Genomic DNA, 24,055 nt, shown 5'->3' on the forward strand with positions numbered 1-24,055 from the left:
TGGAAGCGATCGGATGTGGCCCACAGGATCAGCGGGCCACGTAAGGCCTTCGCCGCAATCAGACCGTCAGGCCCCGCCGTATACGCTGTCCACGTTGCCCCAGAGGCCACCTGCGCCCACTTTTCAGGGGCGAAGGTGTTTGAGGTCAAGGCCGAATGCACACGTGAAGCGTAGCACCGTTACGCCGCAGCCGTAAGAGGCCGCAAGCTGGGCGGGCCACGTGGCCCAAGTCCGGCCCATTTGCCCCCGTCAGAACGCACGTCCGACCGGAAGTCCCCGTGATGGGCGTTGCCGAAAAGGCGTGCTGGGCGCAGATTGTGGAGGCGGAGCCGGAGGAGTCAGGGCGGGGCCGGAGGCGCCTGGCGCTTCCTTTTAATCAGCGGGTTGTAGGTTCAAGTCCTACACGTCCCACCACGAAGGCCCCGTCTCTGGCGGGGCCTCTCGCGTGGCCGTGCTCACCGGCCGATCCAGGTCGTGGCGGTCGGGCCGGAGGCCGTGGCGCCGGTGGTGACGTACAGCGCGTCGCCGATGATGTCGGCGACCGGCGACTGTCGCACGTCCGGGAGGGCAGTCAGGCTGGACCAGGCGTCGGTCACGGGATCATACGCGTAGACCGTGGCGCTCTCCTTGCCTTCCACGGCGCCCGCGCTGCTGGTGGTCACGCCGCCGACGACCACGATCCGGCCGCGCCACGCCACGGTGGACGCGGCGATGTGGCCCAGTGGAATCGGCAGGGACCTCACTGCCGTCCACGTCCGCGTGGCCGGATCGTAGGCGTGCACGTCGGTTACATTGTCCGTCGCCTCGTTGCCGAGGTGCTGGCCGCCGACCGCGTACATCAGCCCTCCCAGGGCTATCCCGCCCAGATGATTGCGCGGATTGGGCAGCGGCGTGTCCGGCTGCCATGCCGCGGGTCGGTCGAGGTCCAGCGTCCAGTGGTCGGCGCTGTCACGCACGTACGAACCGTTCGAGTCGCGCAGCACGCCCCCGAAGAAATGCAGCGTCCGCTCCACCCGCACAAGGGCGCCCGCGCCCACGGCCACCGGCAGGGGCGGCAGGGCTGTCCAGGCGTCGGTGCGGGTGTCGTACCGCCACACATGGTTGGTGGTCGGGCCGGGATGGTTCCCGAGAAAGCCCCCCGCCACGTAGAGGTACGGCCCGTCGGTGGCGGTGCCGGCGTGCGTCACGGCGTCCGGTATGGCCTTCAGGGAACTCCAGACTGCGCCCGGGGGATCGTACACCCACGCGCCGGTCGTGGCAGCGGGCGTGCGGCCGTTCAGGTTCGTGTAGAACCCGCCGAGCACATACAGCCGGCCTCCAACCGCGCCGCCCTGGGCCTCGTACAGGGTGCTGGGAGCAGGTTTGAGGCCGCTCCACGTCAGGGGTGCGGGCAGACTGACCGGCGTGATCTCGAGGGCGCTCAGTTTGGCGTTCTCGACGCGCCGGATGAAGTTGAGGTCGACCGCGCCGTCCTTCACGGGACTGTCGAAGCGCCTCACCAGAGCACGGTTCGCGCCGCCCGCCTCGGCGTAGATGTCGAAGTTCCGCAGGACCGTCGTGCCCTCCAGCGTGACGTCGAACAGCCGCTGCCCGGCAGCGGACTTGTTCAGCTCGGTGAAGTGGAGTGCCACGCGGTAGCTGCCGTTCGGCACCGGCACGCGAAAGGCGAAGGCGCTGCTTCCCTCCGGGACACCCTGGGTCGCGCCGCCCGTCCACTCGGACTGGTACAGCTCAGGCGTGGCGGGAGCAGCGGCCCCTGCGATGGCAGGCGGCGGGCTGGGCGTGTAGGCGAAGCCGCCCGTCACCGCGTTCTGGCAGGAACTCGCCGCAGTGCAGGCCGCCCACGTGACGCCGGCCACGGTCAACGCCGGACCGCCGGCGTTCAGCCGCACTTCGGGTGCCGTCGCGGCCGCGCACGACCGCAGCATCGCCCTGGCCCAGTCGGCGTGGTCGTAATCCCTGCCGTCGCCCGCGTCGCTCACGTCCAGCCGCAGCACACGGCGGCCGGCGATCGGGACGGAGATAGGCCGGGCCGCGTCGGCGCCGGTCAGCCGGGGGCTCTCGTAGAGTTTCACGCCGTCGCCGTAGACCTGAAAGACCACGCTGCCCCAGGTGCCAACCTCGTCGTCCACGCCGATGTCCGCCGTGAAGGTCTGGCAGCGCCCCTGCACGTCGAAGGTCATCGAGGACGCCGCGTGCGTGCCGAACCCCTGGCTGTAGGCGACACCGTTCAGCGTCAGCGTCCGGCCGTCGGTACCGCCCGTCTCACCGTTGCTGCGGTTGCGCTCCACCGGTCCCCAGCCGTTCGACACGCTGGCGAAGGGTTCATTACTCAGCGTGTTGTCGCCCGGATCGATGGTCTGGGCCCCGAGCGTGGCGCTCCCCGACACAGGCGGCATCGACGGCGAGCCGCACGCCACGAGCGCCGCCAAGAGCAGAGGCAGGTGGGGCCGGGCGGGGCCCCACCTGTTCACGACGACGTGCCCGATCCGCTTCCACCCCAGCCCTGTGTCCGCCACCCGGTCCTCCTCCGGACGGCCGCAGGCTGCGGGCACCCCGTCCGTCTTGGATGACCCATTTTCGCCGATGGCTTGCCCTTAGAACAGGCCCACTGCCGCTCTCGCCCCGGTTCAGGACTTGCTGGCCACCTTCACGTTGCGGATCACGAACACCGCGTCCTGGTAGTCGCCGTTCACACTGGGCTCGAAGGCGAGCAGATAGGCGTTCGGAACGACCGCGCCGGCCTGGTCCTTGAGGGGATAGACGCGCACCGCGTGTGCCGTGCGACCGGTGTTGAGCGAGTCCTTGGTGTACGTCAGCGGGTATGAATACGCCGCAGGATCGATGTACACCCCGAAGGCCGCCGTACCTGGATCGAACGGCACCTCAGAGGAGGCCGCCCCGTCCACGGCGGGATTCAGCGTCTGATACTGGCCGGAGACCAGCGTGCCCACCCCGTGTCGCACCGCCGCTGAACCGGACACCGTGAAGTACCCGAACGGCGTGGCTCCGACTGGCGAGTAGCGCGCTACGGGCCTGATCGTGACGGCAGCGGTCCCCGCCTTCACGAACAGCGGGGCGATCACCTCGTCGCCCAGCGGGAAGGTCGTGGTGCTCGACTCCAGCCCGGTCCAGCCGACGTTGACCCCGTACCCCAGGGCGTCCACAATCTGCGCCATCGGCGGTTCGTTCGAGCCTTCCAGGCCCTTGGCGCGCAGGCCAGCGAGCGCCACCGAGGCCGCGCCGCCCTGGGCCTGCAGGGTGCCCCGGAGCACCCCCACAGTCCCCGTCGACTTCAGGCGCACCTGGAGCGCCAGCACGCCTCCTGGTGCCAGGGTGACCGGCAGTGCTGGCGGGTTCACGAGTTCAAATTCGCTGTCTGAGACGCTCAGCGATGTCACGGTCACCGCTTCGGCCGACGGGTTTTGCAGGGCCACCGACTGCGGCGTGCTGGCCTGGCCCTGAGCGCTGCTGAACACCAGTGCCGCCGGCTGGGCCGACACTACCGTTGTCGTGGGCGTCGGTTCCGTGGACGCCACCGAGCAGCTCATCAGCGCGGCGGTCAGCAGCAGTGCCCCTGCGCGCTCAAGAGATCGGCGTCCCATCCAACTGGTCATGAATCCGGTCATAGCCCACTCCTTACCCACGGGCCACCGGCCCTGAACTGCTCCCCGGACGGGGAGTGCTGCCGCACTGTAGGGACCTCGCCTGAAAGCCGGTTCCTACTCACGTGTGAAGCTTCTCACTCCAGGCGTTTCTGAATCGCTTCCACGGGGGTACTTCGCGGGGAACAGGCCAAAAAACGCCGCCCGGGCGCGGGGCCGGGGCGGCGGAGCGGGGATGGGGTTACTTGACCTTGAAGAAGGCGGTGCGCGACGTGCCGTCGATGAACTTCACCGTCAGCTGGTAGCAGCTGCCCGCTTTCTGGGCGGTCGTGTTCGTCTTCCACACGTACACGTACTGCTGCGCGGTCGCGTCCCACGTCAACCCGGAGTTGGTCGCCGTGGACAGCTCCTCCACATCGTCGACGGGTGCGGTTGCGTTGCAGGGGATGTTTGTAGCCATTGGGAATCCGGCCGCGAAGATATTCATGTTCTGGTAGCCACCCAGCTTGAACTTGACCGGGACCGCGCTGCCCGACTTCACGGTGTTGTACACGAGCGACTTCACGGTGCCGTCGGCGTTCAACTCGCTCATATCGATGGGCTGGAAGAAGCCGGTGAAATTGTACCGGGCCGTGATGGTGAACACCTTCTGATCGGTGCGCCCGGCGGCATCAATCGCGGTGCAGGTCACCGTGATTGGGAATCCGACCGTGACCGTCAGCCCGCTGGTGCGGTCGCAGGTCACGGCGGGCGGGGCGGTCATGTCGTCCGTGGCGGCCGGAATCGAGAAGGTGGCCGTGGCCTGCCCACCGCCTGTAGCGAAGACCGAGATATTGTCCGGCTGAGACAGCACCGGGTTGACTAGGTCGACTCTATACGGGCCCGACGATGCAGAGGACTGGTTGCCGGCGACGTCGGTGCAGGTGGTATTGACGGTCGAGTTGGCCGTGCTCGTGGTGATGGTGGCGATAGGGGTGCACGTCACGCCGCCACTCATGGCGTCGGTGCCGCTGGTGGCGAAGTTCACCGCAGACCTGTACCAACCGTTGCTGCCGTCGGGTGTGACGGGGGTGGGCTTAATGGTGGCCGCCGGGGCCGTGGTGTCGAGCTTCACCGTCAGCGGTGCGCTGCTGGCGCTGTTGCCGGCGGCGTCCGTGCAGGTGGTGTTGACCGGTGTGCCGGCGCTGTCGGCGGTCACGGCATTCACGGCGGTGCAGGTCACGTTTCCGCTGACGCCGTTCACTCCGCTGGGCGTGACGTCGCTGCCGCTGGTCGTGAAGGTGATTGGGCCAGTCTTGTACCAGCCGTTCAGACCGTTGGGCGCGGCGGGGCTGGGGGTCAGGGTGGCCGTCGGGGCGGTGTGGTCAATCTGGACGGAGGCGGACGTGACCGTACCCGTGTTGCCAGCCTTGTCCTGGCACGACGCGCTGGTGGTCAGGCCGGTGCCCTCGCCCGTGATGGGGGCCGGGCCGGTGCAGCTCACGTCGTTGACGCCGCTGCGGTCATCGGTTTTGGCAAGGGTGAAGGTCACGTCGTTGCGATACCAGCCGTTCCTGAGGCCGGCGGTCGGGGCTGTCAGGGTCATGGTCGGGGCTACCGTGTCCCGCTTGACCGGGGCGCTGCTCGCCGTCACGCTCACGTTGCCGGCGTGGTCGGTGCAGGTGCCGGACGCAACGTGGCTGTCCGAGTCGGAGGTCAGGGTGTCGGGGGTCGTGCAGGACGCGATCCCGCTCAGTCCATCTGTGCCGGTCGTCTCAAAGTCGACGTCGGTGTTGTACCAGCCAAAACGATTGGGATCGGTGGTCGCTGCGACCGTTGCGGTGGGCTTCGTCAGGTCAATCTTCGCGCTCAGGGTGCGGGTGGCGGTGTTGCCGGCCTGATCGACCACGGTCTTGCTGACCGTCGTGAACTCGCCGGCCGACGAAGTCTCGCTACTGGCTGCCAGGATAAACTTGTCGTCCGTGCTCGGGTTGAGGCCCGACAGCGCGTCGGAGGCGGTGAAGTTGACGCTCAATGGTGTATTGCGCCAGACGTCGTTCGTCACGTCACTGCCGCTGATGATGGGCGCAGTCTTGTCGATCTTCGCGCTGAAGGTCTGCGTGGCGCTGTTGCCCGCTATGTCCGTGACCGTCTTCGTGGCCGTGGTCGGCACGACGCTGCCGGACACGATCTTCGACTCGGTACTGACGGTCAGCTTGAAGGCCTCGTCGGCCGGTGCGATGCCTGAGCCCGTGTCGGTGGCCGAGTAGTCCTGGCTCAGGTCGGTATTGATCCACGCGCTGATCGAGTGATCCGGGCCGACTAAAGCGATGGTCGGGGCCGTCGCATCGCGCTTGATCGAGATCTCGGCCTTGTTGATGTTCCCGGCCTGGTCGGTGCACTCGATCGACGCGGTCAGGCCGTTGGTGTCGGTGGTGCGGTCGGCGGTGTTCACCTTATCGCACGCGCCGTCCAGGCCGCTCAGGGCGTCGCTGCCGCTGGTGGTGAACGTCACATCACCGGTGAACCATTCGCTGCCGCTGACCTTCTTGGGGCCGCTCGCGCTGATGCTCACCACTGGCGCTGTCTTGTCGAGATTTATGCTCAGCCTGGCGGGCAGGCTCAGGTTCCCGGCTTCATCCTCAGAGGTGCCGCTCACCACGTTCCCCTCTTTCTCGGTGCTCACGGTAACCGGGCTGGGGCACACGGCGACGCCCGACCGGGTGTCGGCGCAGGTGAAGGTTGCGGTGACATCAGCATTGTACCAGCCGTTCGTATTGGCACTGTGATCAGGCGTAACGGTCAGGGTAGGCCGGGTGGTGTCGCGCTTGACGCTCATCGAATCGGTGGCCTTGTTCCCGGCAATGTCAGTGCAGGTTGTCGAATAGGACGTGCTGTCGATATCGGTGGTCACCGTGGCGGGCACCGTGCAGTCCGCCAGACCACTGAGAGCATCGCTGCTGCCCGCCGTGTTGAACGCGATGTCACTGATATACCAGCTGTTCTTGCCCAGCGTGCCGGTGGCGTTCAGCTTGGCGACCGGGGCGGTCTTGTCGATCTTCGCGCTCAGCGTGCGCGTGACCGAGTTGCCCGCCCGGTCGGTGACGGTCTTGCTGACGGAGGTGCTGCCGTTCAAGGGTGATTCGGCGCTGGCCGTCAGAGTGAACGTGGCGTCGGTGGACAGATTCAGGCCCGACAGTGGATCACTGGCGGTGAAGGACGCGCTCAGGTCAGTCTTGCGCCAGGTGGTGTCATCGATGTTGCTGCCGCTGATAACCGGAGCAGTCTTGTCCAGGTGCACGTTGACCGTGTTGCTGGTGGTCTCGTTGCCTGCCTGATCACGCACGGTGGCGCTGGCTGCATGATTGCCGTCCGTGGTGAAGCTCTGGGCGGTCGGACACGCGCCCGCCAGACCCGATGTGCCGTCCGAGCACGTGAACGTCACGGTCACGTTGGCGTTGTACCAGTCGTTGCCGTTGGGGGCGCGGTCAGCGGCGGCCGTGATGGTGGGGGCAATGGTGTCGCGCTTGACCGTCGTGGCTGCCGAAGTATTCGTGTTTCCGGCCGCGTCGGTGCACGTTGCGGTGACATCCGTTCCCGCTGTATCCGCTGTGATCGACGCCACCGAGGTCGAGCACGTCACGGGGCTGTAGCCGTCACTGGCGGTGTCCGACGCACTGAAGGATACGTTCGTGGTGTACCATCCGCTGCCCGGCAGAGTGGGCGACACGCCCAGCACCGCGTGGGGCACCGTCCTGTCAATCCGCACGTCGAAGGGCGTGATGTGCGCTTCGTTCCCCGCCGCGTCGGTCACGATCTGCGAGACGGTGGTGACGCCCTGCGTGCTGATCGTGCGCGCAACCGGGCACGACACGGGCGAGCCGCCCAGCGCGTCGCAGGTGAAGGTGACGACCACGTCCGAGTTCACCCAGCCACTCACGTTGGCCGGGCTGGTCGTGTAGGTGATCGTCGGGGCGACCTTGTCGATGTTCACCGTGAAGGCCGCGAGCGTGAAGGTGTTTCCAGCCCTGTCCGAGATCGTCTGAACCGGATACGACTTGGAGGCGGTGATCGGCTCGTCGGCCGGACAGCTCACCACGCCGGACAGTGCGTCGGAGCAGGTGTAATCCACCGTGACGTCCTGTCCATACCACGGCTGGCTGCTGAGCGCGTTGCCCTGTCTGTCGCGCAGGGTCACGGTGAGCAGCGGGTTGCCGGTGTCGATCAGGGCTTTCAGCGTTCGTGTGGTCTTGTTCCCGGCCACATCGAGGATCTCTTTGGTGGCCGCCTTGTAATCGGTGGCACTGGTTGACTGAACTGTCTTCGGGACTGTCAGGACAAACGTATTGCCGGGCGTCGTCAGTCCCTGGTTCGAGGCCAGTCCGGAGGTCGCGTCACTGGCCGTGAAGGTGGCGCTCTGGGCTGAATTGACCCAGCCCACGTCGATATCAGCACCGGGATCGGCCTGTCCGGCTGCCACGACACTTGGTGCGGTGGCGTCGCGCTGGATGGTGAAGGTCGGGTAGATCGTCTTGTTGCCCTTCGTGTCGTAGGCGGTGCAATTGATGGACATCCCCACCGTATCGTCCGTGACCAGCACCATCGGACAGACCGATTTCGTCGAATCGATACCGCTGGCATCCTGCAAATCCCAGGTGATCCTGACGTCACCGGTGTACCAGACCCCATTCTTCGCACCGGACAGTGTGGTGATCGTAGGGGTGATGGTCGGGCCGGCGGCATCGATTGCTGGATTCGACACAATCTTGATGCTGAAGGTGCCTGACGTGTATTTGGGAGTTGTGCCGCTTCCGCCGGAGCCGACTGCAGTGACGACAATCGTCTGACCGACGGCACCAGCGGGCAGAGGGTCGGCGAGCCGGTACGGGATTTCAGTCGAGACGCCACAGTTCTGGACGTCCACAGACCCGAGGGAGCTGAAGAATGACGCGTACGCTGAATCGACGGTCAACGCGATGTGCACCTTGTTCCCGTTCGTAGCGTTACAGCCGTCTCCGCCATTTTGCCCCCCACCCTCAACGGCCCTCGTCTGTGCTGTCAGGATGAAGTTTGGAGTTCCCGTCTGACCAGCGTATTTCGATATCGTCCCACCGGTCACGATTTCACCGTCACTCGGATCCGGCGTGACGATGTCCTGCGCTTTCAGCACAGGTGTTGCGGTGCCTGCAGTTGCGGTATCAGCTTTCGGCGCACCACCCTGCGAGCACGCCACCAGCGCCAGCGCAGCAAGAATCGGTACCAGGGGTCTGCCTAATCTCATGAAGGCTCCTTCCCTGGGCGGGTCTCACCATTCGCTCGCTGTGTCCGAGGTGACCGTTTTGCTGGACACAGGTCTTCACGGCCCATGGCGACGCTTGCGCGCCTGAGTTGGGGTAGTGCTGAACTCCTGTCCGGGTTCTACGGTGAACAATATGACATTGCCCTTCCACCTTAGTAAGCTTTTCACTATTCTTACATTCACCCGGCGGGGGGTTCCCGACGTCCTAGGCGGCGCCTGACACGTTAACCGCGCTGACGATGGGCATTCTCGGTCAGCGTGGCTGTGAGCATTTGTGAATGAAGATGAAGGCGGGTTTTATCTGGCTGTCATCTACCACGCGTTCGGATCGCTGTCGGGTTCCTCGATCAGGAGCCACAGGTTGCGGTCCTGGCGGGCCGCCTCGGCCTGGGCATCGAGCAGCACGCGGTCCAGGTCCGAGCTCAGTCTGGCGTGGCGGCTGCGGAAGTGGCCGTAGTCGCATAGCAGGATCGCCAGTTTGGGTGGCCACACGCCGGGATCGCTCAGCACGTCGTACAGGGCGTCCCAGTTGCGGCCGAACGACTGCGCCAGCCCCAGTCCGGCCAGGAAGGCCAGCATCACGCTGTCCTTGTCGTCCACCGCTCCGAAGTCCACCTCGCGGACGGTCACCTGGTACCCGGCGGCGATCACGCGGGGGTCGTGCGGGGCGGGCTGGAGGCCGGCGGGGGCCTCGTCGAAGATCTGGATCATGCGGGCGCCTGGGTCATGGCTGGATTCTCCGGAAGCTGGCGTAGTGATCGGCGGTGTAGTAGCACTCGGCGGTGGAGCGCGGCGCGCCGGCACACACGATCCGGCGGGCACCGCGGTCGCTGGCGCCGGGCGTGGGGACGGTGTACTCGCGGTATGTGCCGCGGGCAGCGCGCGGCAGGATGCCTTCGCGGTTGGCGAAGGTCACGCCGTCCCGCGCGGAGCGGAAGGGGCCGCCCTGGGCGATGCGCGTCAGGACCGGGCCGGCCTCGCGGGGCAAGTCGCTGCGGGCGATCCAGCGCAGTCCACTGTCCGGGTCCCGGGCGGGCTGGGGCGCGCGGGTGGACGAAGCGGTGCCCGGCGCCGAGGTGGCCCCCGTCGTGGCCCCACTGCCCTGCGGCCTGGACGGACCCGCGCACGCGCCGAGCAGCGTGATCAGGAGGGCGAGCAGCGGAATCGAGCGGCGCACGCCCGTCAGCATAGGGTGTCCAGCCACGTGAGCAGGGCCGGCAGGACCCCGTCCAGCCCCTTGTACGTGACCTGCTCCGGCGTCATGGAGCGCATGGCGGCGGCCAGGGCGCGTGCGTGATGTGGGGTCCGCACGGCGTCCCGCAGCGTAAAGGTGTACGGCCGGATGGTGAACAGCGCCCCGTCCGCAGCGGGGAAGCCGGTCAGTGTCTGACGCTCCACGCGCAGGTGAGCGCGCTCCGGGTCAAACGGCGTGTCGGCGTGCCGGTCCGCGTCGGGCGGCGCGGCTGGGTGGTGGTCGAGGCGGTCCGTCATGGACAGACCCCACGCGAAGCGCACGAACGGCCCGCGCGTGATCACGGCGTCCACCAGCCTCGGCGCCGTGGCGTTCATGGGACCGCTGCCTGCCACGGGCGCGTGCACGGCCACGAAGTCCCGGCCGAGCTTGTCGCGCGGGTCCCAGTGCTGCGGGCTCAGGACGTGCGTGGCCGCCAGCCAGTCGCCGTGCGGACCGCGCGCGATGATGGCGAGGTCCTCCTGCGCGCCGAGGCCCAGGACGTCCAGCGCGCTGACCGGCTGGAGATCCGCGACCAGTGCCGCGGCGGGGGCATCCGACCGGGTCAGCGCCTCGACACTGTTGCGGTTCAGGTCCAGCGTGGCCGTCCAGCCGAGCAGGGCGTGGGTCAGGGTCTCGCCGTCCCACGTGATCACGCCGCCGCTGTCCGCCGCGAGGGTGCAGGCGATGAACTCCAGCGCGGCCACCCGCAGGGCCGGGCGCAGGTTTGCCTCGCCGGCGTACTCGTGCAGGGCGCGGCGGTGCGCGGCGGCCTTGCTGGCCACGAACCGCGTGTGGGTGTCGTCCAGCGCAAAGGTGTGCGTCTCGACCGCTGCGTCCTCCCGCCACGGGATGGCCTGCGCGCCCAGGCGGTACAGGCCCGCCGAGACCTCGTAGCGCCCGGACATGAAGGGGCGGTAGAGCACGGGCGGGCGCATGGGGGGATTGTGGCAGAGCACGGAGGAGAGTGGCCCGGGAACAGCGGGAACCTGGGCTCTGCGGCCCCTACGCCAGGCTGGCGTTGCTCAGGACGCCGGTGGCGATCAGCACCAGGATGAGCACGCCGACGATCACGCGGTACACCGCGAAGGGTTTGAAGTCGTGCGTGGACACGAAGCGCAGCAGCCACCCGATCGACACGTACGCCACGACGAAGCTCACGCCGATGCCCAGCACCATGTTCAGCGTGCCGATCTGTGCGAGCACCGCGCGGCTCTTGATCAGGTCGAGCAGCGACGCGCCGCCCAGCGTGAGGAAGCCCAGGTAGAACGAGAACTGCGTGGCGGCCGGCCGGTCCAGGCCCAGCAGCATGCCGCCCAGGATCGAGCTGGCGCTGCGCGAGAAGCCCGGCCACAGCAGCGCCAGGCACTGCACCGCGCCGATCCCCAGGGCCTTCACCGGCGTGATCTGCTCGATGTGGTGCACGGTCGGGGTCACTCTGCGGCTCTCGACCAGCCAGATCAGGACGCCGCCCACGATCAGCGCCCACGCGACCACGCTGGGCGTGAACAGGTAGTGCTTGATGGTCGAGCCGAACAGCACGCCCAGGATCACGGCGGGGATGCAGCCGATCACGACGCTGGTCCACAGGCGGCGCTGCGTGGCGTCGCGGCCCACCGTGCGGATTTTCAGGAAGTCGCGCCAGTAGTACACCAGCACCGACAGGATCGCCCCGCCCTGGATCACGACCTCGAAGGCGGCGCGCATCTCCTTGGTCCACGGCGTGGTGGTCATGCCCGCCAGCAGGTCACCCGCGACGATCAGGTGGCCGGTCGAGCTGATGGGCAGGAATTCCGTGATTCCCTCGACGATGCCCAGGATGATCGAGTACAGAGCGTCCATGCAGGGGCGAGCTTAACACCGGGGTGTCAGGGTGTGGCGTCCGCCGAAAGGGGCAGACTGGGCGGGTGGACGTGACCGACCTGATGCGCGAGTGGCACCTGAACCCCGACGGAGACGTGATCCGCACCTTTGCCAGCGATGTCTATCCCGTGCGCTTCCAGGGCCGCGCCGCGATGCTGAAGGTTTCCCGCATCGAGGAGGAGGCGCGCGGCCATCTTCTGATGGTGTGGCTGGACGGCGACGGCGCGGCGCGCGTCTACCGCCACGAGGGCGATGCCCTGCTGATGGAGCGGCTGTTGGGCACGCCGAACCTGACGGAGATGGTACAGGCCGGCGACGACGACGCCGCGACGCGCATCCTGGTGCGGGCGGCGCAGGGCGTGCACCGCGACCGGCCCGCGCCGTGGCCGGAACTGCCCGAGCTGCGGACGTGGTTCCGCTCACTGGAGGTCGCCGCGGCGGGCGGGGGCGATTACGCGGCGGCGTGGGACGTGGCGCGGGCGCTGCTGGACGACCCGGCGGACGTGCGCCCGCTGCACGGCGACATCCACCACGGAAACGTGCTGTGGTCTCCGGAACGCGGGTGGGTGGTCATCGACCCCAAGGGCCTGATCGGGGACCCCGGCTACGACTACGCCAACATGCTGTGCAATCCGTCTGTGGAAACCGCGCTGGCGCCGGGCCGCCTGGAACGGCAGGTGGACGTGATTGTCCGGGCGCGTGGCCCGGCGCGGCCAAGGCTGCTGGCGTGGCTCCAGGCCTACGCGGGGCTGTCGGCCGCGTGGACGCTGGAGGGCGGTGACGCCGCACATGCGGCGCGAACGCTGGAGGTGTCGCGCCTCGCCGCAGGACTCCTCATGAGCGCCGGAAACTGATATACTCCGCGTTTGGGTGCCCCTGTGACCCGCCGTGCGTGCTGGAACGTCGCGCGCGGCCTGGCCCGACACCGCGTCGCTGACGCTGGGCTGGCACACGGACGGCAGACTTCTTCCCACACGAACGTTCAGGAGCCCGACATGTCGTACATCTCCATGAAGCAGCTGCTGGAGGCCGGAGTGCACTTCGGTCACGAGACCAAGCGCTGGAACCCCAAGTTCAAGCGCTTCATCTTCGCCGAACGCAACGGCATCTTCATCATCGACCTCCAGAAGACCCTCAAGCAGGTCGACCGCAGCTTCGACTTCATCAAGGACCTCGCCGAGCGCGGCGGCGTCATCCTGTTCGTCGGCACCAAGAAGCAGGCGCAGGAGATCGTGGAGCTGGAAGCCCGGCGCACCGGCATGCCGTTCGTCACCAGCCGCTGGCTGGGCGGGATGCTCACGAACTTCAAGACGATCCGCACCCGCGTGGACCGGCTGAACGAACTCGACGACCTGTTCGAGACGGGCCGCATCAACGACCGGCCCAAGGCCGAGCGCATCGAGCTGGGCAACCAGCGTGAACGCCTGCTGCGCTTCGTGGGCGGCATCCGCAAGATGAACCGCCTGCCCGACGCGATCTTCGTGGTCGACCCGACCAAGGAAGTCATCGCGGTGCAGGAAGCCAACCGCCTCGGGATTCCCGTGATCGCGCTGGCCGACACCGACTCCGATCCGGACGTCATCGACTACATCGTGCCCGGCAACGACGACGCGATCCGCAGCATCCAGCTGATCACGCACCGCATCGGTGACCTGCTGGTCGAGGCGCGCGGCGGCGGCGAGGACGTGGCCGACAGCGCCGCGACCGGCGACGAAAATCAGGCCGACGCGCAGGACGACACCAACTAAGCCCACGCGGCCGGAATGCAGGGGGATGTCCGGCGCACGCCCCGGACGTCCCCCGTTCCATACCACCCCACTCTGCGACCCCAGGAGGTCACTCCCATGATGGAATCGATCAAGAAGCTGCGTGAACTGACCGGCGCGGGCATGATGGACGTCAAGAAGGCGCTGGCCGACGCCGGCAACGATGAGGACAAGGCCGTCGCGCTGCTGCGCGAGCGCGGCATCGTGAAGGCCGCCAAGAAGGCGGACCGCGAGGCCCGCGAGGGTCTGGTGCGCTTCGTGGTGGACGGCAACCGCGCCGCCATCGTCGAGGTGAACAGCGAGACCGACTTCGTGGCCCGCAACGCTGACTTCCAGGCCCTGGTCGAGAAGCTTGCGCACGCGGCCCTGAGCGCCAAGACCAGCGACATCGAGGAGTTCCGCGCCTCGGCGCTGGACGGCGATACCGTCGGGAACGTCGTGGCCGCCGCCGCCGGCAAGATCGGCGAGAACCTGGTCCTGAACCGCGTCGCGTATGTCGAGGGCGACAATGTGGCCGGCTACGTGCACTCCAACGGCAAGATCGGCGTGCTGGTGGACGTGGCGGGCGGCAGCCAGCAGCAGGCCAAGGACGTGGCCCTGCACGTGGCCGCCGAGCGCCCCCAGTACCTGACGCGGGACGAGGTGAACGCGTCGGACATCGAGAAGGAGCGCGAGATCCTCACCAACAAGGCCGTGAACGAGGGCAAGCCCGCCCAGATCGTCGAGAAGATCGTCGACGGCCAGATTGGCAAGTTCTACTCGGAGAAGGTGCTGCCCGAGCAGGCCTTCGTGAAGGACAACTCCCTGACCGTCGCGAAGTACCTGGGCGACGCGAAGGTGCAGAAGTTCGTCCGCTTCGAAATCGGCGCGTAATATCACGGGGCGGCCGAGGCCGCCCTGTTCACTGGGTCATCCCACCCAGGCCGCACCGACCCCCAGCGCCCGGCGGCCACACCGCCGGGCCGCGTTGTTTTCTCCGAGGTCAACCATGTTCAAACGCGTCCTGCTCAAGCTCTCCGGCGAGTTTCTCGCCAACGAGAACGGCTTCGGCATCAGCCCGGACACCACCGCGCAGCTCGCCCGGCGCATCACCCAGGCCCTGACGGGTACGGACGTTCAGCTCGCCATCGTGATCGGCGGCGGCAACCTGTGGCGCGGCGCCCGCAACGGCCAGGGCATGGACCCGGCCACCGCCGACTACATCGGCATGCTGGGCACCGTCATGAACGCCATGGCCCTGCAAGACGCCATGGAGACGGCCGGCTCGCCCACCCGCGTGATGAGCGCCATTCCGATGGCGGCGGTGGCCGAACCGTACATCCGCCGCCGCGCCATCCGGCATCTGGAAAAGGGCCGCGTGGTGATCTTCGGCGGGGGCAACGGCGCGCCGTTCTTCACGACCGATACCACCAGCACCCTGCGCGCCATGGAGATCGGCGCGGACGTCGTGCTGATGGCCAAGAACAAGGTGGACGGCGTGTACGACAGCGATCCGCGCAAGAACCCGGACGCGAAGTTCATCGCGCAGGCCACGCACCTCGAGGTCGTGGAGCGCCGCCTGGAAGTCATGGACGCCACCGCCCTGACGCTGTGCATGGACAAGGGCCTGCCCATCGTGGTGTTCGACCTGTTCGAGGACAACAACCTCGCGCGCCTGTTCGCGGGCGAGCGGGTCGGCACCCTGATCCAGAGCTAGTCGCCCGCCGCACCGGGCGGAGCGTTACACTCGCTGCAGTTCCCTTCATTCCGTCCGTCCTTCTCATCCCACCGGGAGACTCCTCATGGCTGACATGAAATCCATCCAGGCCGACGCCCGCGAGCGCATGGGCAAGGCCCTCGAGGCGCTGGACAGCAACCTCGCCATCCTGCGCACCGGCCGCGCGAACCCCGGCATTCTGAAAAAGATCGTGGTCGAGTACTACGGTTCGACCATGCCGCTCGACCAGGTCGCCAGCGTGACCACGCCCGACGCCCGCACGCTGGTCATCACGCCGTGGGACCGCGGCGCGCTGAATCCCATCGAGAAGGCCATCCGTGACAGCGACCTGGGCCTGAACCCGAACAACAAGGGCGACACCATCTTCATCACGGTGCCCATGCTGACCGAGGAGCGCCGCAAGGAGATGGTCAAGAACGCCAAGGGCTACGCCGAGGACGCCCGCATCGCCGTGCGCAACCTGCGTAAGCACGCCCTGGACGAGGTCAAGAAGGTCGAGGGCCTGGGCGACGACGAGATCAAGCGCGGCGAGGCCGACGTGCAGAAGATCACCGACGAGTTCACGGCGAAGGTGGACCAGATCCTGCAGAAAAAGGAGCAGGATATCCTCGGGTGAGACCGGACGGTGCCGAGTCGCAGACAACCCCGAGCGGACGTGCGAAGCTGCGGCGCAGCGCACGCGGTGAGCACTGCCGGCGGGCGGCGATGGACCACGGTCCGGCGTCCTGGCCGGAGGTTCCGGAACCAGCGCACGCCGGTATGACGGCCCCTCCGGACGGTCGGCGGTGGAGGGCGGCGTGCAGGGTCCGGCCCGGTGCCGCCCTCCACCGCCCGCTGTACCCGGCCGGAGACGCATGGAAAGCCTGAGCACCCGCGTCCTCACCTCGGTGGTGGCCTTCTCGGTCATCAGCGTGCTGGTGTGGCTGGGCGCGTACGCCATGCTGCCCGCGCTGGCCTTCGTGTCGGTGATGTGCCTGTACGAGTACATCCGCATGCTCGACCGCAACGACATCGACGTGCGGCGCATCTCGCTGGCGGTGTTCGGCACGGCCCTGATCGTGGCGAGCCTGCCGGGCCTGCGCGACACGCCGCCGTGGGCAGGCGGATCGTGGCGCGAGGTGGTCCTGACCGTCGCGTTCGGCTACCTGCTGGTCGTCGAGGTCATGCGGCCCGGCGAGCGGCCCCTGGAGCGCATCGTGTACTCGATGTTCGGCCTGCTGTACATCCCGTGGCTGCTGGGGTACTTCCTGCTGCTGCGCTACAGCCCCGACGCGCAGGGCGGCCTGCTGTACTTCGCGCTGCCGCTGCTGGCGACCTTCGCGGCCGACATCGGCGGGTACTTCGGGGGCTTCTACTTCGGGCGGCGCAAACTCGCCCCGGAGGTCAGCCCCGGCAAGACCGTGGAGGGCGCGGTCGGCGGGCTGGCCCTGAGCTTCCTGACGGTGCTGCTGATCAGCTCGCTGACGCAGCTGTGGTCGCCCCTGGAGAGCCTGCTGTACTCGATCCTGGTCGCCAGCGCGTCGCAGCTCGGCGACCTGTCCGAGAGCCTGATCAAGCGGGCGCTGCGCACCAAGGATTCCGGCAGCAGCCTGCCGGGCCACGGCGGTTTCCTCGACCGCATCGACTCGCTGCTGTTCGCGGTGCCGGCCACGTACCTGTTCCTGCACATCAGCGTCTTCTCGCGCTGAGGGGGGCGCAGGGCTCACTCCACCGGGCACGCGCCTTGCGGCAGCCGGAACGGGCTGGCTGCCGCCGTGTTCACGTGGTAGCCGAGGTCCTGTAGGGCGGCCAGCGTCAGCGGACTGAGCGGGTTCACGCGCCCGGTGTACTCGCCGGCCGTGCCGGACAGGATCTCCGAACACACGCTGTTCCCGGCCCAGTGCCCGGCGTCCGGATCGAGGGGAATGCCGGGCCGGGCGCGGCCGCCCAGCGCGCGGTACGCCGCCAGGGCGCGCGGCGCGGTGTAGTACGTCGTCCTGCCGACCGTTCGCAGGAACACCGTGTCGTCCTGCTCGCCGCCGATGGACACGCGCGTGTCGGCCGTCCACAGGGTGCCCACGCCCAGCGCATGCAGCGTCTCGTGGATCATGGTGTCCAGCAGGTCCACACGGCTCAGGTCGGCCAGCCCGGCGCTGTTCAGGTTGATCAGCGCGTAGATGGGCAGGAACGTGCGGTCGTGCAGGTCGCAGGGTGCGGCGTCGGCGTACACGTCGTCGTCCAGCTTCGTCACGTTCACATAGATGACGAGGTGGCGCACCGTCTCGTGCAGGGCGGGCAGGGCGCGGTCGCAGGCGCCAGCATCCGCGTCCACCCGCACCGGCTCGAAGGGCGACGTGATCAGGGCCGCGACCCGGGCGACCGCCCGCTCTACCGTGGCGCGCTGCGCAGGCGTGAGCGCGCGGCCCAGCGTGCGCACTTCAATGGTGAAGGGCGCAGGTGCCGCGGCCGCTCCTCCCACCCCGCCGCCCAGCACTGCCAGCGCCAGCAGCCAGCCCCGGACGGCGAGCCGGAACCCGTGCGGGCCGCGTGCGGGGTGGGCTGGGGGCATACTCCACTGTAGAGCGCCCCCGGCCGGTCCGGCGCGAAGTGTCGCGGGGGGCCCGCTCCGCGGCGCGGCGCTGCTCTACACTCCGGGCGATGAGGCTCACCGTTCTGGGATCCACCGGCAGCATCGGCACGCAGGCGCTCGACGTGGCACGTGGGCGCGGCTGGACCGTCGGGACGCTCGCGGCCGGGCGCAACCTGGACGTGCTGGCCGAGCAGGTGCGGGCCTTCGACCCCGAGCTGATCAGCGTGGACGAGTGCGTGTACGCGCAGGCACGTGGGCGCTTTCCCGGCCGGACCGTGATCGCGGACGCCGCCGAGGCCGCCGCGCGGCCCGCCGACGTGGTCGTGAACGCCATGAGCGGCCTGATCGGGCTGGCGCCCACCCGCGCGGCGCTGCTCGCGGGCCGCGCCGTCGCCCTGGCGACCAAGGAGGCGATGGTCACGGCCGCCCACCTGATGTGGGACGCGGCCGCGGCGGGCGGCGGGCGGGTCGTGCCGGTGGATTCCGAGCACACCGGCGTGTACCAGTGCCTGACCGGCGAGGCGATGGCGGACGTGGCCGAGGTGATCCTGACCGCGTCCGGCGGGCCCTTCCGCGACGGCCCGGCGGACCTGTCGCGCGTCACGCCGGAGCAGGCGCTCAGGCACCCGTCGTGGACGATGGGGCCGAAGGTCACCATCGATTCCTCCACCCTGATGAACAAGGGCCTGGAGGTGATGGAGTGCGCCAGCCTGTACGGCCTGCCCATGACTCAGGTGGGCGTGGTGATCCACCCACAGAGCCTGGTGCACGCCGCCGTGCGCTTCCGGGACGGCAGCCTGAAGGCACAGTTCGGCCCGACCGACATGCGCCTGCCCATCGCCTACGCCATCGACGCTGCGCCGACCGGCATGACCCGCCCCGGCGACGTGCACGGCGCGCGGCGCGGCCCGGAGGTCGCCGGGCACCTCGCGTGGCCCCTGCGCGGCGAGTGGCAGTTCCGCGAGCCGGACCTGGAGCGCTTTCCGTGCCTGGCCCTGGCGTACCGGGCGGGGGAGGCCGGCGGGCTGCTCCCGGTCGCGCTGAACGCTGCGGACGAGATCGCCGTCGACGCCTTCCTGGCCGGGCACATCGGCTACCTGGACATCCCGCGCGTGATCGGGGGCGTGCTGGACGACACGCCGGCCGGGGACCTGACGTGGGACTCGCTGCGCGATACGGATGCCTGGGCGCGGGCCCGCGCCCAGGAACTGAGTGGGGTGCGCGCATGAGCTTCTTCCAGAGCCTCGCGGCCGTCCTGACGCCCGCCGGACTGCTGTGGACGATCATCATCATCGGGATCGCCACGTTCCTGCACGAGCTGGCGCACTACGCGCTGGCGCGCTGGCAGGGCGTGGCCGTGAAGTCGTTCAGTGTCGGCATGGGGCCGGTGGTGCTCCGGCGCGGGTGGCGCGGTACCGAGTGGCGCCTGAGCGCGTTGCCCATTGGCGGCTACGTCGAGATCGACGGCATGGCTCCCGAACCCGGCCCGGACGGCGGTGCCCGGCCGCCCCAGCGCGGCTTCGCGCTGCTGCCGGCGTGGGGCAAGATCGCCGTGCTGCTGGCCGGGCCACTGATGAACCTGCTGCTCGCGATCCTGCTGATGACCGTGACCTTCACGGCGCAGGGCGTCCCGGCCCCGGACCGCGCGCGCATCGAATCGGTCGTGGCGAACTCTGCGGCGCAGAAGCTCGGGCTGCGGGCGGGCGACGTGATCACCGCCATCGACGGGCGCGACCTTCCCCCCACCGTGACGGTCGCCGGCCGGGACGCGCCCGGCTGGGAGGCGGTGCGCGACACGCTGACCCGCGCTGGCCGCCACGTGTTCACGGTCGAGCGGGGCGGTCAGTCCACCGACCTGGCCTTCGACTGGACGCCCACCGTGAACGGTCAGCGCCAGCTCCTCGGCATCCGCTACGGCCCGGATGTGGTGCCCACCACGCTGCCGGCCGCCTTCGCCACGTCGTGGCGGGTGACGGCGCAGGCCGTGCCGCAGGTCGTGCAGTCCTTCGCGGGCCTGTTCAAACGCTTCCTGACCCTCGACATCTCGCGCGACGAGAACGTCAGCGGGCCCATCGGCACGGCCGAGATCGTCAGTCAGGCGGCGCGCGTGAGTCCGTGGGCGCTGGTGCAGGTCGCCACGCTGCTGAACCTGTCGCTGGCGTTTTTCAACCTGATTCCCATTCCCGGTCTCGACGGCGGGCGCATCCTGCTGGTGCTGGTGGGTGCGCTGCGCGGGCGACCGCTGAGTTTCGCGCAGGAGCAGGCGATCAATCTCGCGGGCTTCGCGTTCGTGATGCTGCTGATGGTGTTCGTGGTGGTGCGCGACGTCAGCCGCTTCTTCTGACCGCCACGCTCAGCGGTGCTGGGCGTGGTACTCGGCGTTGGGCACGAAGCCCAGGGCGCTGCTCACGCGGTTGGTCAGGTTGAACATGCCGACCACCTGCACGAGTTCCAGGATCTGGTGGTCGTCCAGCCCCACGGTGCGCAGCGTGCCCAGGTCGGCCGGCGTCATGTCGGCCGGGTTCAGCGTGAGCTTCTCGGCGTAGGCACACATGGCGGTCTCGCGCTCGCCCAGGCGGGCGTGGCGCCAGTTCACCGCGATCACGTCCGCGCGCGTGGGGTCGTCCAGCAGACCGCGCAGGGCCGCCCCGTGCGAGACCTCGCAGTACACGCAGCGGTTGGCGCCGCTGACCACCACGGCCAGCATCTCGCGGTCGGCGGGGCTCAGGAAGCCGTCCTTGTTGACGAGGAGGTTGAAGTACGCCCACCACGCCAGGAACTGTTCACCGTTCAGCGCCTGCGCGCGGAACACGTTCGGCACGAACCCCAGGTTCGCCCCGGCCTTCTGCCACAGCTTGCGCACGCCCTCGTGCGCGGACGCGTCGTCCGGCACGGCCAGCCAGGAAATCTCGGTCATGATGGCTGCAGCTTACGCCAGGGCCGCACGCGGACGGCCGCGGGAACCCTGGGCGGCGCGAATACGGAGGGAGCCCCCGGCACGCTCGCCAGGGGCTCCACTCACGACAGCTGCGCGCTTACTTCTTGGGCTCGTCGGCCACCTGACCGACCACGCCGGGGGCCATCCACGCCATGTTGTTCAGCTCGGCCACGCTCATGACCTTGCCGGCCGGCACGCGCAGGATGCCGTTGCGGTCCTTGATCGGGCCGGTGTACGGATCGAACTTGCCGCCCATCTCCATGTCGGCCTTGAGCTGCATGACGCGGTCGTACACGCTCATCTTCTTGCCGTTCACGGTCATGGTCGCGGCTTTCAGGGCCGGGACCCACTTGGGGTTGATGGCCATGCTGTCCTGCGCGCCGAGCTCCACGCTGCCGCCGCGCAGCAGGTTCCAGTAGTCGACCTTGTCGAGGTTCTTCAGGGTGTACGTGCCGTTGTGCACCTTGGTCAGGAAGTCGATGTAGATCTTGTCCCAGTGCACCAGCTGCCCGGAGACCACGTAGTCCGGCGCGAACTTGTACATGGGCGAGTAGTGGGCGAAGGCCGGCACCTTGCGGGACGCGGCCGTCTGCACGACCGTCGCGGAGTCCTCGGTGAAGGCCAGCGCGTCGGCGCCCTCGCTGACCAGGGCCTCGGCGGCCTCGCGGGCCTTGTTCGGGTCGAACCACGCGTTGATCCACTTCACGCTGACGGTCGCCTTGGGGTTCACGGCGCGCGCGCCCAGCGCGAAGGCGCTGATGTGCCGCTTGAGTTCCGGCACCGGGAAGGCGCCCACGTAGCCGAGCTTGCCGCTCTTGCTCAGGGCCCCGGCCATCAGGCCGTTGAGGTAGTACAGCTGGTAGAAGTCGGCCATGTACGTGCCCATGTTCGGCGCGCGCTTGTAGCCGCTGGCGTGCATGAACATCACGTTCGGGTACTTCTTGGCGGCTTCCAGCGTCTGGTCCATGTAGCCGAAGGACGTGGTGAAGATCACCTTGCAGCCGTCCTTGGCGAGCTTGTCGATCACGGGCATGGCCTGGCCTTCGGGCACGCTCTCGACGTACTTCGTCTGGAGCCACGGCAGGGCCTTCTCGGTCTTGCGGCGGGCCTCGTCGTGGGCGTAGGTCCAGCCGATGTCTCCGACCGGCCCGATGTACACGAAGCAGGCCAGCAGCTTCGCGTCGGCCTGGGCGCGGGCCGGGCTGCCGGTGACGGAGAGCAGGGCGAGGGTGACGGGCAGGGCAGTGAGCAGAATCCGTTTCATGATGAACCTCCGGTGAAGGGATGCCCCCATTGTGGCGTGCGCAACCTGATCCGTATAGCGCCGGACGTCCCGGTCGGGGCGGGCGACTCGGCAATGCGTGGGACACACGACGGTCGAGTGATCCATTTCGCGGCAGACTCCGTATCACGGAGTAAGGAGGCTGCACATGCCGAATGATAAGGATCAGCCGGGGACGCCACCCACCGCACGCCGGGAGTTTCTGAAGAGTGCAGGACTGTTCACTGTCACCGCCGCCGGCTTGGCCGGAGGACTGGAGGCCCTGACCCGCCGCCCCGGAGCGGGCAGCGCCGAGGCTCAGGGCACCGCCTTCGTGCGCCCGGCCCGCCCGCTGGGACCGTACGACACCAAGGAGGCCGTGACCCCCTGGGAACAGGCGACCACGTACAACAACTTCTACGAGTTCGGCACCGACAAGGGCGACCCCGCGCGCATGGCCGCGAGCCTGAAGCCCCGGCCGTGGACCGTGAAGATCGACGGCGAGGTCAAAAAGCCCCAGACCGTGGACATCGACACGCTCCAGGGGTGGTTCCCCCTGGAAGACCGGATCTACCGCATGCGCTGCGTGGAGGGCTGGAGCATGGTCATGCCGTGGCTGGGCTTCCCGCTCGCGTCGCTGATCCGGCGCATCGAGCCCACCAGCAAGGCCAAATACGTGCAGTTCACGGCCCTGTACGACCCCAAGCAGTTCCCCGGTCAGCGCGGCAACGTGCTGGACTGGCCCTACGTGGAGGGCCTGCGCCTGGACGAGGCGCTGCACCCGCTGACGCTGCTGGCGGTCGGCCTGGACGGCCGCGTGCTGCCCAACCAGAATGGCGCGCCGCTGCGGCTGGTCGTGCCGTGGAAGTACGGCTTCAAGAACATCAAGAGCATCGTCAAGATCACCCTGACCGAGCAGCAGCCCAAGACCACGTGGGCGCTGGCCGCTCCTGACGAGTACGGCTTCTACGCCAACGTGAACCCGGCCGTGCCGCACCCCCGCTGGAGCCAGGCGACCGAGCGGCGCATCGGGGAACTGGGGCGCCGGGCCACGCTGCCCTTCAACGGCTACGCCGATCAGGTGGCGGGGCTGTACAAGGGCATGGACCTGCGGAAGAACTTCTGATGGAACGCCCGCTAAGCGGCACCCGGCCGGCCCCGCCCCGGCCCCGCGCCGCCGGGCGCCCGCTGGGCTGGCTGGTGCCGGCGGTCACCGTGGGTGGTCTGCTCCCGGCCGTCATCCTGATCCAGGACGCCGTGAGTGGCGCGCTGGGGGCCAACCCGATCCAGCGGGCCACCCTCCAGACCGGGCTGCTCACCCTGGCTCTGCTGGTGCTGTCGCTGGCGTGCACGCCGCTGAGACTCCTGACCCGCTGGACGTGGCCGGCCCGCATCCGCAAGAGCCTGGGTCTGCTCGCCTTCGGGTACGGCGTGCTGCACTTCCTGATCTACCTCTTCGACCACGGCTTCTCGCTGGGCGTGATGGTGGACGACGTGGTCAAGCGGCCCTTCGTGACGGCCGGGTTCACCGCCCTGCTGCTCATGGTGCCGCTGGCGCTGACCAGCCGCAAGGACTCGGTGAAGCGCCTGGGCTTCCAGCGCTGGACGCGGCTGCACCAACTCGTGTACGTCGCCGTCAGCCTGGGGGTGCTGCACTACTACTGGGGCGTGAAGAAGGACCACACCCCACCCCTGATCTACGCCGGGATCGTCATTGCGCTGTTCGTGGTGCGCTGGGCCGCGCCGCGGCTGCGTTCCGGTCCACGCCCGGCACGGCCCGCGCCCGGCCGGCCCGGCTGACGGCCGCAGTGAACCCTGGCACCGGCT

Annotated in this window: 20 protein-coding genes; 10 read left to right on the plus strand and 10 right to left on the minus strand. The window is 68.5% G+C overall.

Annotation, left to right across the window (positions count from 1 at the left end; all coding sequences use genetic code 11):
* Positions 1 to 455 precede the first annotated feature (455 nt).
* The 7 genes from HNQ07_RS02140 to HNQ07_RS02170 all read right to left on the minus strand — a co-directional run bounded on the left by HNQ07_RS02140 (position 456) and on the right by HNQ07_RS02170 (position 11,956).
* Positions 456 to 2,390 carry an NPCBM/NEW2 domain-containing protein gene (locus HNQ07_RS02140; RefSeq protein ID WP_311733219.1) on the minus strand — a complete coding sequence of 645 codons (1,935 nt, stop codon included), beginning with the start codon at positions 2,388 to 2,390 and terminating at the stop codon, positions 456 to 458.
* A gap of 240 nt (positions 2,391 to 2,630) precedes the next feature.
* Entirely contained in the window at positions 2,631 to 3,629 is a 999-nt protein-coding gene (locus HNQ07_RS02145) for a hypothetical protein (protein WP_184109243.1), read from the minus strand.
* A 217-nt stretch (positions 3,630 to 3,846) separates the two neighbouring features.
* Positions 3,847 to 8,865, minus strand: coding sequence for a PxKF domain-containing protein (locus HNQ07_RS02150; RefSeq protein ID WP_184109244.1), 5,019 nt, complete (start codon positions 8,863 to 8,865; stop codon positions 3,847 to 3,849).
* Between the two features lie 330 nt (positions 8,866 to 9,195).
* Positions 9,196 to 9,594, minus strand: a complete 399-nt coding sequence (locus HNQ07_RS02155; protein WP_184109245.1) for a barstar family protein — start codon at positions 9,592 to 9,594, stop codon at positions 9,196 to 9,198.
* Positions 9,595 to 9,607: 13 nt separating this feature from the next.
* Positions 9,608 to 10,060 (minus strand): guanyl-specific ribonuclease, encoded by a 453-nt coding sequence (locus HNQ07_RS02160; protein ID WP_308430864.1) that lies wholly within the window; start codon positions 10,058 to 10,060, stop codon positions 9,608 to 9,610.
* A gap of 5 nt (positions 10,061 to 10,065) precedes the next feature.
* The gene (locus HNQ07_RS02165) at positions 10,066 to 11,052 is read right to left on the minus strand and encodes a heme-dependent oxidative N-demethylase subunit alpha family protein (RefSeq protein WP_184109247.1); all 987 of its coding nucleotides are present in this window, start codon (positions 11,050 to 11,052) and stop codon (positions 10,066 to 10,068) included.
* Positions 11,053 to 11,119: 67 nt separating this feature from the next.
* A complete protein-coding gene (locus HNQ07_RS02170) occupies positions 11,120 to 11,956 on the minus strand; it encodes an undecaprenyl-diphosphate phosphatase (RefSeq protein WP_184109248.1) in 837 nt (278 codons plus the stop codon).
* 65 nt (positions 11,957 to 12,021) lie between these two features.
* Between HNQ07_RS02170 and HNQ07_RS02175 the strand changes: the two genes are divergently transcribed.
* From HNQ07_RS02175 to HNQ07_RS02200, 6 genes are all read left to right on the plus strand, one after another.
* A complete protein-coding gene (locus HNQ07_RS02175) occupies positions 12,022 to 12,831 on the plus strand; it encodes an aminoglycoside phosphotransferase family protein (RefSeq protein ID WP_229831784.1) in 810 nt (269 codons plus the stop codon).
* A gap of 141 nt (positions 12,832 to 12,972) precedes the next feature.
* Positions 12,973 to 13,725 (plus strand): 30S ribosomal protein S2, encoded by a 753-nt coding sequence (gene rpsB / locus HNQ07_RS02180; protein ID WP_184109249.1) that lies wholly within the window; start codon positions 12,973 to 12,975, stop codon positions 13,723 to 13,725.
* A 96-nt stretch (positions 13,726 to 13,821) separates the two neighbouring features.
* Positions 13,822 to 14,616: a translation elongation factor Ts gene (gene tsf, locus HNQ07_RS02185; RefSeq protein WP_184109250.1), complete on the plus strand. Its 795-nt coding sequence runs from the start codon at positions 13,822 to 13,824 to the stop codon at positions 14,614 to 14,616.
* A 115-nt stretch (positions 14,617 to 14,731) separates the two neighbouring features.
* Positions 14,732 to 15,439, plus strand: a complete 708-nt coding sequence (gene pyrH, locus HNQ07_RS02190; protein ID WP_184109251.1) for a UMP kinase — start codon at positions 14,732 to 14,734, stop codon at positions 15,437 to 15,439.
* Positions 15,440 to 15,524: 85 nt separating this feature from the next.
* Positions 15,525 to 16,076 carry a ribosome recycling factor gene (gene frr / locus HNQ07_RS02195; RefSeq protein WP_184109252.1) on the plus strand — a complete coding sequence of 184 codons (552 nt, stop codon included), beginning with the start codon at positions 15,525 to 15,527 and terminating at the stop codon, positions 16,074 to 16,076.
* A 238-nt stretch (positions 16,077 to 16,314) separates the two neighbouring features.
* Positions 16,315 to 17,148, plus strand: coding sequence for a phosphatidate cytidylyltransferase (locus HNQ07_RS02200; protein ID WP_184109253.1), 834 nt, complete (start codon positions 16,315 to 16,317; stop codon positions 17,146 to 17,148).
* Between the two features lie 14 nt (positions 17,149 to 17,162).
* On the opposite strand, the gene HNQ07_RS02205 is transcribed toward HNQ07_RS02200, so the two are convergent.
* Positions 17,163 to 18,008 (minus strand): M8 family metallopeptidase, encoded by an 846-nt coding sequence (locus HNQ07_RS02205; RefSeq protein ID WP_184109254.1) that lies wholly within the window; start codon positions 18,006 to 18,008, stop codon positions 17,163 to 17,165.
* Positions 18,009 to 18,097: 89 nt separating this feature from the next.
* On the opposite strand from HNQ07_RS02205, the gene dxr reads away from it, so the two are divergent.
* Entirely contained in the window at positions 18,098 to 19,258 is a 1,161-nt protein-coding gene (dxr, locus tag HNQ07_RS02210; RefSeq protein ID WP_184109255.1) for a 1-deoxy-D-xylulose-5-phosphate reductoisomerase, read from the plus strand.
* A complete protein-coding gene (locus HNQ07_RS02215) occupies positions 19,255 to 20,373 on the plus strand; it encodes a M50 family metallopeptidase (protein WP_184109256.1) in 1,119 nt (372 codons plus the stop codon). The genes dxr and HNQ07_RS02215 overlap by 4 nt, the downstream gene beginning before the upstream one ends.
* A gap of 9 nt (positions 20,374 to 20,382) precedes the next feature.
* Here HNQ07_RS02215 and HNQ07_RS02220 read toward each other — a convergent pair whose 3' ends face one another.
* Positions 20,383 to 20,946 carry a peroxidase-related enzyme gene (locus HNQ07_RS02220; protein ID WP_184109257.1) on the minus strand — a complete coding sequence of 188 codons (564 nt, stop codon included), beginning with the start codon at positions 20,944 to 20,946 and terminating at the stop codon, positions 20,383 to 20,385.
* Between the two features lie 118 nt (positions 20,947 to 21,064).
* Positions 21,065 to 22,231 (minus strand): BMP family ABC transporter substrate-binding protein, encoded by a 1,167-nt coding sequence (locus tag HNQ07_RS02225; protein WP_184109258.1) that lies wholly within the window; start codon positions 22,229 to 22,231, stop codon positions 21,065 to 21,067.
* Positions 22,232 to 22,397: 166 nt separating this feature from the next.
* On the opposite strand from HNQ07_RS02225, the gene msrP reads away from it, so the two are divergent.
* On the plus strand, positions 22,398 to 23,354 hold the full coding sequence (gene msrP / locus HNQ07_RS02230; RefSeq protein ID WP_184109259.1) for a protein-methionine-sulfoxide reductase catalytic subunit MsrP: 957 nt from the start codon (positions 22,398 to 22,400) through the stop codon (positions 23,352 to 23,354).
* Positions 23,354 to 24,028, plus strand: coding sequence for a protein-methionine-sulfoxide reductase heme-binding subunit MsrQ (msrQ, locus tag HNQ07_RS02235; RefSeq protein WP_184109260.1), 675 nt, complete (start codon positions 23,354 to 23,356; stop codon positions 24,026 to 24,028). Before msrP ends, msrQ begins: the two co-directional genes overlap by 1 nt.
* Positions 24,029 to 24,055 lie beyond the last annotated feature (27 nt).

The sequence above is a fragment of the Deinococcus metalli genome, from assembly GCF_014201805.1.
Lineage (GTDB): Bacteria > Deinococcota > Deinococci > Deinococcales > Deinococcaceae > Deinococcus > Deinococcus metalli.